The sequence below is a fragment of the Nostoc punctiforme PCC 73102 genome (assembly GCF_000020025.1).
In the GTDB taxonomy this organism is placed as follows: Bacteria; Cyanobacteriota; Cyanobacteriia; order Cyanobacteriales; family Nostocaceae; genus Nostoc; species Nostoc punctiforme.
Genome location: NC_010628.1, coordinates 1424241 through 1438382, shown reverse-complemented (window position 1 = coordinate 1438382; position 14142 = coordinate 1424241). Strand labels below are relative to the sequence as shown.

Here is a 14142-nt window from a genome sequence, read left to right as displayed (position 1 = left end):
TACAGCATTTCATTAATTCTTAGCGAATTAAAGGCAAAACTCTTCGTACCTATGCGTTTATCTGATTTTTCACGGTATTTGGAAAACCTCTCTCTAAATCTCTCTCCTTTTAGAAGAGAGACTTTAAATTTCCCCCCTTCCCACATCGGGAAAGAGGTTAGGTGGTTAGGTTTTTCGTAGGCTTTCCTCTGCGTTAAAAAACGCTAAGATTTTACACAAAGCTGTACTAAGTTTGCTTGCTTTCTAGGTTATCCTCAAGTTTAAAAAATTGGTGTGAGAAGCAAATATCGATATAAAAATTAAGGCACTAACGCCAAGACACCGACAGGAGAACCAGAACCACCACGCAACCGCAGAATCCCGATCGCTAGAGTAGTACCTTTGGGTGGTAACTGATCCAAATTGGTGAGATTTTCTAAAACAATACGCGGTTTTTCCAATACCAGGCGATTAGTAGCAAAAGTGTTATCCTGTCCTGGGTCTACACCATGAGTATCAATCCCTACCCCAGCAATTTGCCGTTCCTTCAGTAAGAATTGAGTTACATCGCTACCAAACCCTGGAAAATGAGCAATGCCTTGAGCATCATGATTTAGGAATGCACTTTTATCAAACCACTTTTTTTGCCAACCAGTATTCAGTATAACTACGCACCCTTGAGAAATCTCGCCGTATTCTTCTTCCCAAGCCACAACATCAGCAATAGTCAGGGCATAATCAGAATTCACGGCTGTGGCTTGACGAATATCTATGACCACCGCAGGTACAACCAGAGATTGGGCGGGGTATTGGTCAATTCCCATACTATAGCTATGAAAGCTGTTAGGAGCGTTGATATGGGTAGCGCTATGTTCCCCCAAGGCTAAACGTCGGAGGTAATAGCCATCATTATTTAGTTCAGCCACAGTTTCAAATTCTACTGTGGGATCTCCAGGCCACTGGGGAATATCTATGTCAATCACGTGACTTAGATGAATAACGCGTGTGTAGGTGATACTATTTTGACCTTGGGGTTGTATCATCCCAGCCTTCTACCTTACTTGTATTCAGGGATTTTTTTAAAGGTGCTATCGCCTGGGTTGGGCTATGCCGACGCAAAGATAGTACTACCATTACAGAGTAATTAAAGTGTAATCTTTCTAGCTCTAACTCCCCATATTAGTATAAATAATCCCCCCAATTCCTGTAAATTTTAGGTTTTTGGGGGGTTCAAATGTTGCAGCAAAAAGTGAATTAATCTTAGTTAACAACCAATAGGTTAACTTTTTGATTAAGAAAAGATTAAAGTTGTATTTATGTTGAAGGTTGCTCATGTAGTGGAATCATGATGATAAACTCCGCGCCTTCTCCTGGTGCTGAAATACACTGGATTTGTCCGCCGTGTTTTTGGACGACAATTTGGTAGCTAATTGACAAACCCATACCCGTGCCTTTACCCACGGATTTTGTAGTAAAGAAGGGGTCAAATAAGCGTTTGCGTACTTCTTCAGTCATGCCTGGGCCATTGTCGGTAAAGCTAATGATTACACGGTCTTCTTTGATAAGGGTGCGAATGCGAATCTGGGGAGAAGTCATTTGTTCTTGGTCATTTGTCCTTTGTTTAGAGTTATTTACTAATGACAAGTGACTAATACTTCTCTGCGAGACGCTACGCGTAGCTTGCTTCCACGAAGTGGTACGGCTACGCTCAGTACAAGTGACAAATGACTCTTCTAAAACATCGATCGCATTTGCTAACAAATTCATAAACACCTGATTCATCTGTCCTGCGTGACAGACTACTGGTGGTAGGTTGCCATAGTCTCGGATTACTTGGATTTCGGGACATCCTAGTTTGGCTTTCAAACGATTTTGCAACAGCAGTAAGGTGCTATCAATACCTTCATGAATATCTACTGCTTTCGTGCCGTCTTCATCAAGGCGAGAAAAATTGCGTAAAGATAAGACTATCTGCCGAATGCGTTCGGCTCCCATGTTCATAGAATCCAGAATTTTAGGCAAATCTTGCTTGAGAAAGTCTAAATCTATGTTGTAGATTTGTTGGTGAATCTCTCGTGTTGGTGGGCAGTAACTCTGTTGATAAAGTTCTACCAAGTGCAATAAATCTTTAGTATATTCACGAGCGTGGCTAATATTGCCGTAGATAAAATTGACGGGATTATTAATTTCGTGGGCAATACCTGCAACCAATTGTCCCAAACTGGACATTTTTTCGGTTTGAATCAGTTGCGTTTGGGTCTGTTGAAGTTCTAGTAATGCTGCTTCTAATTGCTGGGCTTTGTCTTGGGCAGTTTGAGCAGCAATGCGACTTTGGGTGTAGAGTTTAGCTTGGTCAATGGCGATCGCTATTTGCACTGTAACTGCCTGTAGTAATTCTACTTCGTTGTCTAGCCAAGGCCGGAAGCCACCACAAGAACCACAGCTAAATGTGCCTATTTCGCCAGATTTGGTGTGTACAGGTAGCGACATAAAAGCAGTGAAACCAAAATCCCGCAAAAATAGCTGTGCAGTGCAATCGGTTACAGTCTCAACATCATTAATGCGGATAATTTCTCTATTCAAGGTTTTGGCGGCGATGAGTTCAATTTCTGCACTAGTTGCTTCTTGCTCGTCAACTAGACAGGGTAAAAAGGAACTTTTCGCTTCGTATACTTTCTCCCAATGAGTAACTTCAGCCTCTTGCCGATACCAAAAGAAGGCGCAGCGATCAATTTGGAATAAGTCACGGATCTCCCGCACTGCGGTTTCCACAATATAATTGAGATCCAACGAAGCTCGAATCTGGTTAGAAAGACGATTGAGTAATGCTTCCCGTTGGGCACATTCTCTGAGTGCAACTTCTGCTTGTTTGCGATCGGTGGTGTCATAGCAAATACCAACGAAGTTTACAATATTACCATTGGCATCTCTAATAGCAGATGAGTTGCTTGTATGCCATCGCCAACTGCCATTTTTGTGTTTTACCCGATATTCAATTGCGTCTTGCTTTTCGGTTGTTGTCGCAATTCTTTGGAAATAATCTGCACAAATAGGCACATCATCAGGATGCACAAAGGGAATAAAAGATTGGCCTTCAACCTCTGCAATCTCATGCCCAAAAATTTCAGTCCAGTTTGGAGAAACGTAAGAAAATATCCCCTCAAGTGTCAGGGCAAAAATAACGTTATTGGCATTTTCAATAATGGTGCGAAATTTGGTATCGCTTTCTATTAATGCTGTTTGTACTGTATCGCTGATGTCACCGACAAGAACTATGATTTGCTGGTCTGGTAATGGTAATAACCTAGCTTCAAAATTATTATTCCCTTGTGGGAGCGGTAAGGTATATTCAAAACTGACTGAAGATTGAGTTTCTAGTACTTGAGTTATTGCTTGCTGGAAGCGATCGCAGATAGCAGTCGGTAGGCATTCTAGCAAACTCTTGCCCTGACAATCTTCTGTTGAAATGTATTGGTTCCCAATCTTTCCTGGTTTGTAATCCAGAATACTTCCATCAGCATTGATACGAAAGTACAAATCAGGAAGCACTTGCAAAATCGCTGTAAATTCCGATGTCTTTTGGCGTAACTGTGATTCAACTACTTGGCGTTTTGCAGTTTCGGCTTGTAGTTGCTTTTGTGCTTTTTTTAATTTTGCCGCCTGTTTTTGTTCTGTTAATTTGCAAAGACGACGAGATGAATTTGTAGATGCCGAGCAGTTTTCTCTCAGGGTAGGTCGCACTTCTGTCACATCCACACAATAACCGATGTAACCCGCAAAGCTGCCATCTGCTGAAAATCGTGGCGCAGCCGTATCTAAAATCCAGCGATATTTGCCATCAGACCGACGCAGGCGATATTGCCTCTGGAAAGAATTATACGTTGCAAATGCTTTTAAGTATATATTCTTACATCGTTGTCTATCTTCTGGATGGACGCTACAAGCCCAGATCTTGCTTATCTCTTCTACTCGAGCAGATGCAGGCCCGCCTTTTGTTAGATGGGTTCCAGTAAATTCCAGCCAATTTGAATTTAAGTAGCAATAAAGTGCATTGCATCCAGCCATCCAAATCATCAAAGGAGAAGTGTCTACCTGCTGGCAAAATACTTTTTCATCCTGTGGTATTACTTCCTCTTGAACCATGATTTCGTTAATGTAGCTCTGCACCTTTTTGGAAAACACTTTTGCCTGCCTGCTCTGCCTAAATTATTAAGGTAATATGTCTGAAAATAGAATTTGTTAATAAAGGGATATCATCTTGATTGCGGCCTGTTATTTTATCTTAATACTTTATTTATTTTTATATCTCCAACAATTGCTTTTCTCTTGTAAATAAATTAAAAAAATGCTGAAGTTATCATTAAGATTAACTTCATGATTTTTGGTGAAATTTAAATTATCCATCTATCAGGAAAATTATTTGACTATGTTTATTCTTAAAATTACCTTTAAGTTCATCTTAGCTATGTAATCACATCGCTCAAAACCTTATTTAACTTCACAAAAACTATATGAGTCGCTATGAGGCGATTACATCTTTATCAGAAATTCATAATAATTGGTAATTTCATATCAAATAAATATTGATTTTTTATCAAGAAGAATTCAGCATGAATTAAAGTCCTGGCGACTATAAGTCACGACTATACAGACTTGTGTTGAGCGGAGTCGAAATACAAAACCAACGTCAGTGGGTTTGAAATTTTTGATTTTTTAAGTCTTCCGTGTAAGTAAACTTTGCTTGTGTAGTAACGAATTATATTCACCTAATTTTTTTCAGAAAATCTCTTAAAATCAATGCTCTAAAAGGATTTAATGCCCAAATCTATACTAAGGATTTTCTATAATTCTGTGTATAAAAATCTACATTACAATTCTGAGCTTCTGAATTCTGACTTCTGAATTCCTTTTCAACTTTTCTTGAAAAACCCGATTTTTCAAAATTGTCTTGACCGTTCAAAATGCTTCATTCCAAAATCGCAAATTAAATGAGAGAGATGCTAAATGTGATATCAACACGTTGCAACAATGACTAGCTATCGTATTTTATATGTTATAAAGCTCACAGAAATTCATGTTAGGCGGGAACTACTTTATGGAACCAGATAAACTGGGCCGTTTTAAGGAGTACGGCGAATTCATCCTCCGAAAGATAGATTCTGTGCCCCAGCACCCTTCAAAACAAGAAGATTGGGTTCCAGCTAGTCTTGATGACTGTCTCCTGCGTTTGCGGTCAGCTGCCCAGAAAACTGTAGACCTTGCAACTTCACCTGTCAAAATTGGGGTGATGGGGGAATTCAGTAGTGGAAAAACTTTACTTTTAGGCAGTCTAATTGGATATGCAGATGCTTTACCAGTCAGTGAAAACCCCACTACAGGTAATGTTACCGCAATACATATCATCCCGCAGGACGACTTTGCAACTACCCAATTAAGCAATTTCACTGTAGAGTATCTTTCTCACGAAGGGGTACATGAGTGTCTACGCTTCATGCTAGGGGAAGCCCATAAACGCACGACAGCAGCAGGACTTCCTCCGATACCAGTATCAAAACTCAACTCTGGCAAAGATATTATTAGCTGGTGTGAGGAGGCTTGGAATAGTAGCAACAATTTAGAGCTACGTTATTTACTCCGGGAGTTGGTATTATTCCTGCGGGCTTATCAAGCTTATGGGGAAGTGATGTGTGGTGGGCACTACCAGATTGATGCTACCACCGCCCGTGAGGGGCTACAACTGATCGAACAGCCAATGGCAATCCAAAATCTGAAATTTGAGGATTTACCGCCAGCGCATATCCGATTACCAAGTCCACCCCAGAGGCTACCAACAAAGTTATTGCAGAATAGCTTTCCACTCATCCGTCGCGTAGATATCGATGTGAAAATCTCACGGGAAATTTGGGATTTTACAGGTGCAGCTAAATTTATTCTGATCGACTTTCCAGGATTGGGAGCTGCTAATTCGGGAGCTAGGGATACCTTTTTGTCACTGCGGGAACTGGCAGAAGTACAAACAATTTTGGTATTGCTAAATGGTAAATCTCCCGGTAGCGATCGCGCCAATAAAATCTTTACCATGATGCAGCAGCAGCGACCTGGACAAGACCTGAAAGATTTAATTCTCGTAGGTGTAGGTCGTTTCGATCAACTCCCCCTAGACAGTGAAGGTGGCGAAAGAGAACTTGATCGCCTGATTGAAGATAGTCCGCATTTAAAAGAGGAAACCGTTTTCCAAAAACTCAAAGTTCTGCAAACTACCATTGATGGTGCAGAAGCCTTTACAACCCAAAAAGACCGCATCGTTTTACTGTCGCCACTGTTGGGACTAGCTGAATTAGCAAAACGTTCTAGTACCGTCAAAGCAGGCTCACCAGATTTTTTGGCTAACTTGGACTATCCTGATTACCTAGATCGCTCTAAACGGCTACAAGATAAATGGGAGCTATTAAGTGAACGGCTGTTAGAGACCGATCCCCGCAGTAATTTAGGGAAGCAACTAGGTTACTTTGGTCAAGATGGGGGACTTAGTAAGTTGCGGGAATTAATTCAAACCCACGTAGCTACTCATGGTCTGAAGCAACTGTATGAAGATACTCGCAGAGCTGCTGATGTTGTGAGTCAGCAACAAGATCACCTGAAGGACATCATAGATGAGATTCATGAGCAAGGCATCCCTACAGGAGACAGTCCCGCCTTTATCGAGTTGCGCTTTGTGGTCGAAAGCTTGGATAAAATCTACAGGAATTTTCAAAAAGATTTAGGGACAGAACCACTTAAAGATCGGCGCGGTGTTGTCGTCAGCGATGTAGTTAAAGACGAACTCACTTTTAGAATCCTCAATTGGAACCAGTGGACTTTACTCTTCAACAAAGCCAACAATGGAGCGATCGCTCTGGCAGAATCTAAAGGTGCAGCAGGGAAATTATTCGATCGAGGAAATCGTGTAAATAGTTCTCTTCCAACTAAAAGCGATGATTTTTATCCAGTATTTGAAAAAACCGTTAAAGAAGTAGAAGATTTTGCCCGCGATCGCATTCATCAAGCAGTGGTGGATTTGTTGAACCAATTGTCAAATTATGTAGCCCCAGAACGCGAACAATTGCAAGTATTTTTCCATCCAGATATGGAACAAGAAATCGAAGAAAAATTTGGTTTTGAAGATGCCGATCTCTTTTACAAATTATTACTAGGATGCGATCCTAATGAATGGAAGGAAGCAATCATCTCGGAAATCAGTAGTAAAGATAAAACAGTTGCACCTGAAACCATCTTTCCTTTAGCGCGTCAAGACGAGAAACACAACGTTGGTCAAATCTTTGACTGGGCACCAGAAAAAAGCCAAGGTTTATCTAGATCGAGCAATCACCAACTTTTAGTACTGCGGCTGCGAGATGAAATCACTGCTAGCGCTAGTCTCCATCTTGTGCAGTATGTTAGCGAAGTTAATCAGCAAATTAATTCAGAAATAGCAGGCATTTTGGATCAAATTATTCCTAGTTTACAAAACCTTTCAAAAAAAGAAACTTTGCTGAGATATTTGGCGGCTGGGGACTTACCACCTGAGATAGCGATTCCTACTTGGTTGCAGATTCTTTCAGAAATCGCTGCTGTTTCTTACTTAGATATTTCGTGATTTGAAAATAGGTTATAGGGGATAAATTATTCAATAATACTTGTAATCTTTCCCCTAAGCCAAATACTCAAATTTAATTTACATAGGGGATTGCAACTTACCCAGGAGGATGAGAAAACGAACCGCAAAGGACGCATAGACACGAAGTGGCTTCCCGCAGGGTAGGACGCAAAGGTAAGAAGATTTAAAAGGGTTTTTGCATCAGTACTGTATATTTTTTCTAATTGGGATGCTCCTCAGCAGATTTTCAAGGAGCCACAAATTAAGTATAAGATTTCCTCAATTCATAGAAAATCAAAACTAAAAAATCTGCGTTCCTCTGTGCTAATCTTTGCGTTTAAATTTCATCCCTCAATTCCTCACATTACGACGCAAAGCTCTACTAACCAAACAACAGAAACGGATACTGTAATGAACCCTTTTCAACTCAACAAATATAGCGATCAAGAACCAGAGAAACAACAAAAAAGATTTCCGGGATGGTTTGCTTTAGATTTTGGTACATCGAACTCTACAGTTACACTTTTCGATCCGATTGAAGTGCCGATCGCAGAAATTCTCCCAAAAGAACAAGAAATGCGGTTGCGCGATCGCTTATCACAATGGCTGAGTTCTCCCGCTTCAGTTGCTTTACCAGATGTTAGCGATGATGATTGGGCAAAATTCATCACAGAAATTAGCAAAAACCTGGATATAGATCCAAGCAAATTGAGTGAAGTTTTTGAAAGTGACAATAAAGAGCGTTTTTTAGAAGCAATTCGCCAAATTGAACTTTCTTTAGGAAACAGCGAGAGGTTTCGCCGTGCTGTCAGCAAAAAACTTTACCAAATCTATCATGAGGTGTTCCGCGTCCCTACCCTAGAGTCGCAAAATCTGATCCCAGTTGTGCTGGATATCGATCGCCGCGATACGGAAATTCCCAGCGAGTTGGAAATTTCGCAGTTAGGGGACTTAAAACTGCGGATGGGTAGAGAAGCTAGAGATAACCGCAAAAAAGCGATCGCTCAAGGTACCAGCAGTTCTTTAAAGGAAATTATCAGCAGGTTTCACCATTCACCCAAACGCTATTTTGGTCAGGAGCGATCGTTTTCAGTTATTTTGGATGGTGAAGAAAAAATAATTACCGCAAATCAACTGATTCAATCTGCTTGGGCGCATTTAATCGAGTTAACTGAAGATTATCGCCAACGCGCCCAACGTAGATTTTCAGAAGGAACTTTTTTGACAGCAGTTGTCACCTACCCCACCGTCGCCCCACCAGTTGTTCGCAAAGAAGTTAAGGAATTTGTTGAGCAATTGGGGATAGATGATGTCCAAACTGCTTATGATGAAGCCGTTTCTGTGGCAATATTCTTTTTATGGCGAGAATTTGGCGGTAATCTGAATATTGGCATCGAGTCATTCAAAACTCGTTGCCGTCAAGTAGGAAATAAATGGTCACAAAATGTCCTCGTTTTGGATATCGGCGGCGGAACCACAGACTTAGCTTTAATTGAACTGACTTTAGAAGACAAAACCCCAACTTTTGCTGATTATGAAGACCGGGGTTTAGGAGGACGTTACTATAAACTCACCCCCAAACTATTAGGTTCATCCGGTCATTTACAGTTAGGTGGTGAGTTAATTACACTGCGAATTTTTAGATTATTAAAAGTTGTGATCGCAGATTTTTTATTGGCAGCAGTAACAACAGGTGATATTGAAAGCGAAAAACTAGAAGATTTAATTAGTTCTGAGTTAAACGAACGCTTTTTAGAACAAGGCAAATTCAAAAATGGCAGTCTTTTAAAATGTCTAGATAAAGATAATCCAGAAGGCGATATTGCTTATAAAGATGCCCTAGATACTGCCGAGAAAGTATTACCCACTCGTTGGCAACAAGCACCCCAACGCTTGCAATCCTTTTATATTCTCTGGGATCATGCAGAAGCAGCTAAACTTAAACTTGGGCAAAAGGCACCAGCAGATAATTCTCTTTTAACCTTCACACTTTCTGAACAACAAATTTCTGAACTGCTCACTCAAAGTGCCATTAAATTGCAAGTCAAAGATCCAAATAGCATCTGCGTTACTCTAGATAACTACCAGTTTGAACGAGCCACCGTTTCAGGAATTAAGGAAGCGATCGGTATTGCTAAAGGATTGATGGAAAGTCGCTTACGTCCCGATGAGATCGCCAAAGATTCTTGGAATTCCCAAAAAGTAGATTGGTTAATTCTGTCTGGAAAAACTTGTAATTTAGACATAGTACAGCGCCAAATTTACCAAGAATTTAGTAAGTCTCCATATTTTGTGTGGAATCCAGAACGAATTACTTTTGTGCTGGAATTTACCAAATTAGCCACCTCTGCCGGTGCTTGCTATGCCGAAAAACTACGAAGATTAAGATTCGATCCAGAAGAGTCAAAAAGCTTGCTGCGTAAGGGAGCCAACCAGCTAGAAATTGATGTCAAAAATCTATTTTATTATTTGCCTTGTAACTTCAAACGCAAAACCCAGAGTAACGATTTACTAACCATATTTAAGGCTGGACAAGAACTCTATCAACTTGCACCTTGGGAAACTGTCGCCAAGGTTCGTACTGCATGGCAAGGAATCCAATTAACTAATATTATTTACCGTCAAGACTACGAAGATGGAGATTTACGACTATGGGGTAGCTTCGACGGTAAAAACCTCATGAATAAACTGGGAATGCAAGAGGCAGAGTTCCTGAAAAAAATTAAAGTTCAGTTTGAGATTGACCAAACCCTTGAATTTAATGTGTTGCTTTGTCAGGGAAATCCCCATTATTTAATTGATATTCCTGGCATTGATTTGGAATCGGTTGTTTCTGAAACATCACCCCTATTTGCTGATGGTAAATTGAATTGGAATATTGCTGTTGAAGGTTTCAATAAAGATTTAAATGATGGTGATATTGCCGTCAATGTTATTGAGTCCGCAACTGTCGATCAACCAGATGCCTATCATCTTGTATTCGAAGTAGGAAATGATGGGAGTAAATTGTTCAAAAAATTTCACTATCTGCGCGATGGTGTGACGGAGCCAGGAATTGGGTTAATTAGTAATCCCTTGCCTCCATTTCCACAAACTGGCCAGCACACTTTTTATATTTATCATACAGACACGGAAACCAACAGCAAAAAATGGATACGAATTGGCGCACTCAGCAAACCAGATGTGACAACAGATTACCCTTGCCAATATCGTGTAACTCTTGACGATCAAGGCATTCTGCGGATGCACGCTGGTGAAGTACCTTACTGGACATCAAACAGTCAGGAATGCCTAAAAGAAGAGGGATGTATTTATATTGCTGAATTAGAATTGCAACCCAATGAAGTTGATAAAGAACGCGATCCATTTTGCGGCATACATTAACTCTTGTATTAAACCTTCTCTACGAGACGCTTTGCGAATGCGTTCCTCTGCATTGAAAAAATTAAGATTTTTAAACGCAGAGGGGCGCGGAGTAAACGCTAAGGGGCGCAGAGGAACGCAAGTTTAATTCACTACGAATCACATACAAGTAATATTTGGAGGTGAGATTTATGCAGCACTTGCGTCAATTATTAGAGATAGAAAACTCACAGTTAGCACAACTACTGCGGTTTAGTTTGTATGGACTAGAGGCTACTTTAAATCAGGCTCGCACAGAATTTCCACTAGATCCAGGATCTAAAATATGCGATGAGGTGCTGCAAGAAATTCATAACCTGTTGCAGCCTGCACCCCCACAGCAAAATAGTGGTTGGGAAGATGCGCCAGATGATTTAAAACTAATTCACCTGCGGGAAGCTTTCGATTCTGACTCAGAACTTAATTATTATCTGGGTAATTCCCAACTGCAAAGCACAACGGACTCAGATTTGTGGAATGAGATTCAACGCAAACTGCTGCGATTACCAGAAGATTTGGCTGCAACTTGGCGATCGCGCACTTTAGACTTAGCTGAAGAAGTTGGTGCGATCGCAGATAATTCTAACCTCTATCAACTTCCCTTTATCCGCGACGAAATTATCTACCCCGGCCTTAGTGGTACTGTTCAAACTCAGGGATTAACCTTGTATCAACAGGCACTTTCAACTTCTAAAATTTCCCAAGGTAATGTATCCGATTTACCAGCAGCATTCCTATTTTTATATATGAATTTTATTGAAATAGACCCCGATTTACATCATGCTTTAAAGAGCGTTTTTAGCTTCGATGTCATTTCTTTACACTCCAAAGCAGAACAGCGCGATCAATATATTGATGCTTTAAGTGATCGCTTCCAACGCACCCAAAAAGCTGAAAAAAACACTGATCCCCTGTCAATTCTCCGTGCTTGGATTGACATGGACGAAGCCATACATTCTTTAGTATTCGTACCACCGGCTGAACGTTATTCTTGGTGGGGAAAGCTACAACATGAATCACGACGCATCCTGAAGAAAGTCGCTGACGAAGCTATTAATGCAGGTAATGAAGTGCGAATCCGCCAATTATCGGGACTTTATGCAGATATTTGTGCTTCATCCAAGGATGACTTACAACTAGATTGTGGTGGTATTCCTGGCGAAGTCTTAACTTGTCTTCGAGTATATGCGCGAATTAATCAGGAAGAATCCCCAGGTCGGGTAATATTTCGCTCATCACGATAAGGGAAGTTTCTGATAAAGGAAAAGCAGACGATTTTAGATATCGCTGCCTTGCCTAATCATCTAATGAAGGTGTAAAAACGTTGAAATCTATAGAATGCCCCAGAAGTGTAAAATCCCTTGACCAGAAAACACTTCAAGCGCAACAGCAGATAAAAAACCAATCATTGCAAAACGACCGTTCCAGTTTTCGCTCTGAGGAGTGAAGCCCCAGCGCAAAGCATTAGGATCTTCTGGAACTGAACCCGTAGTCTTCTTAACGTCTGCCATAAATAATACTCCGAGCTTTTATGTTGTAACAGTTATAACTACCTGTAAAGTAATGTAACAGATTTTTACGAGATTGCAACATAAAATCAAGGTAAAAATTAGTTAGTGAGTATATATTACGGAAGCGTAGTTTTATGGTAATAGGTTTGCGATCGCTTACAGCAGAAACCTACGCGCCAAACAGCTAGGTACGATAAATTTTGGAGAGTTGTTGCAATTTTTACGAGCTTTGCCTGTATTTGCTAACCTAGTGCAAAGCTATCAGATATTTTGTTATTTCCGAAGGTTCAGCAATGTCAGTAAAACAATTATCTCTATTTGATCAACAACCAGAAGATTCAAATAAATTTTTTGCTCGTAAAAGACCTTGGTCAGCAGCCAAACATCGGATAATGCTGAAATATATACAGGCTTATTGCTATAATTTGGGCGGTAGCAAATCCTATCAATCTATGTATATTAACTATGTTGATGGTTTTGCAGGAGCAGGCAAATACGATGAAGGGATTGGTATTGAAAATTTTGTAGATCAATCGAAGTTTTGGCAGAGATACAAAACCGAATTTTTGGATACAGACGGTTCGCCTTTGATAGCTCTTAAATGTGCTAAGATATTTAGTTTTGAAGAACGTGTTACCTTAAGATGTTTTTTTACCGAGGAAAAGAAAGACCTTAACCAAGAACTCAAAAGTAACTGTAATTTAATAAGTGAAGGATTGTCCTATAAAGTTTATGAACCTCAAAGATTTGATAAAGCATTCACTCAAATAATGAATGAATTGGACAAATACCCAACGTTATTTTTTCTGGATGCGTTTGGAGTTAAGGGAGTAACTTTTGAGCAAATATGTTCTATTGCCAATTACGTTAGTAAATATAAAGGAGAATTATTTTTACTATTTCATAACCGCGCAGTAGCTCGCCATGCAGGTTTATATAAAACAAGCTATAAAAATTCTAAAGACCAGAAAACTGCCGAAACATACACACAAAATTTAACTAACTTATTAGGACATAGCTCTGATTTAGACTGGAAACCCAAGTGGCTAGAATGCCAAGATCAAGAACAAAAACAAAAATTTGAAAGGTGGGCGCTTGAATATTTTAAGTCTAGGCTTCAAAAAGAAAGTACCTTTAAAGGAGTGGCTATTTTTGAAATTAAGGAAACATACAATGATTCTAGACCTCAGTACAATATTGTAGTTGGTAGTAACCATCCGCAGAAAGCTTTTGGTGAGTTTTTAAACGAATTTTTTTGTGAAGAAAATAAGTTGCTTTTCTTTGAAGATGATAAAACTGGAAAAAATCATAAATTTCTGACTCAATCATGGGAGCGTCAAAATGATGAGCGAATTGAAACAATTAGACCTGAAATTATTGAGATTTTACGAAGAAATAATCAAGATTGGATAACTTTGAAAGACGTAATAAGTCTTATTATTCTTGAAATTGGCAAACTAGGTTATTTAAGTAGACCTAAGTATAGAGAGATTTTACTGGATTTTCACAAAAAAAATATTATAGAAGCTAAAGAATTGGGCGCAAGAGGCAATTTAACTTTGGATAATTACGTTAGAGCAGTACAATAATACTAATATAGTGAACCTAGTTTCA

Annotated in this window: 7 protein-coding genes; 4 read left to right on the top strand and 3 right to left on the bottom strand. The window is 39.7% G+C overall.

Annotation, left to right across the window (positions count from 1 at the left end; translation table 11 throughout):
* Positions 1-299: 299 nt before the first annotated feature.
* Entirely contained in the window at positions 300-1022 is a 723-nt protein-coding gene (locus tag NPUN_RS06120) for a cyclase family protein (RefSeq protein WP_012407950.1), read from the bottom strand.
* Positions 1023-1293: 271 nt separating this feature from the next.
* Positions 1294-4122, bottom strand: coding sequence for a PAS domain S-box protein (locus NPUN_RS06115; RefSeq protein ID WP_012407949.1), 2829 nt, complete (start codon positions 4120-4122; stop codon positions 1294-1296).
* A gap of 952 nt (positions 4123-5074) precedes the next feature.
* Between NPUN_RS06115 and NPUN_RS06110 the strand changes: the two genes are divergently transcribed.
* The 3 genes from NPUN_RS06110 to NPUN_RS06100 all read left to right on the top strand — a co-directional run bounded on the left by NPUN_RS06110 (position 5075) and on the right by NPUN_RS06100 (position 12261).
* Complete coding sequence (locus NPUN_RS06110) at positions 5075-7615, top strand: P-loop NTPase family protein (protein ID WP_012407948.1); 2541 nt, start codon at positions 5075-5077, stop codon at positions 7613-7615.
* Positions 7616-8026: 411 nt separating this feature from the next.
* Complete coding sequence (locus NPUN_RS06105; RefSeq protein ID WP_234711052.1) at positions 8027-10999, top strand: molecular chaperone; 2973 nt, start codon at positions 8027-8029, stop codon at positions 10997-10999.
* A gap of 170 nt (positions 11000-11169) precedes the next feature.
* Positions 11170-12261, top strand: a complete 1092-nt coding sequence (locus NPUN_RS06100; RefSeq protein WP_012407946.1) for a hypothetical protein — start codon at positions 11170-11172, stop codon at positions 12259-12261.
* Positions 12262-12348: 87 nt separating this feature from the next.
* Here the strand turns inward: NPUN_RS06100 and NPUN_RS06095 are convergent, their stop codons facing one another.
* Complete coding sequence (locus NPUN_RS06095) at positions 12349-12528, bottom strand: high light inducible protein (protein WP_012407945.1); 180 nt, start codon at positions 12526-12528, stop codon at positions 12349-12351.
* A 293-nt stretch (positions 12529-12821) separates the two neighbouring features.
* On the opposite strand from NPUN_RS06095, the gene tcmP reads away from it, so the two are divergent.
* Positions 12822-14117, top strand: coding sequence for a three-Cys-motif partner protein TcmP (tcmP, locus tag NPUN_RS06090; protein WP_012407944.1), 1296 nt, complete (start codon positions 12822-12824; stop codon positions 14115-14117).
* The last annotated feature ends 25 nt before the right edge of the window (positions 14118-14142 follow it).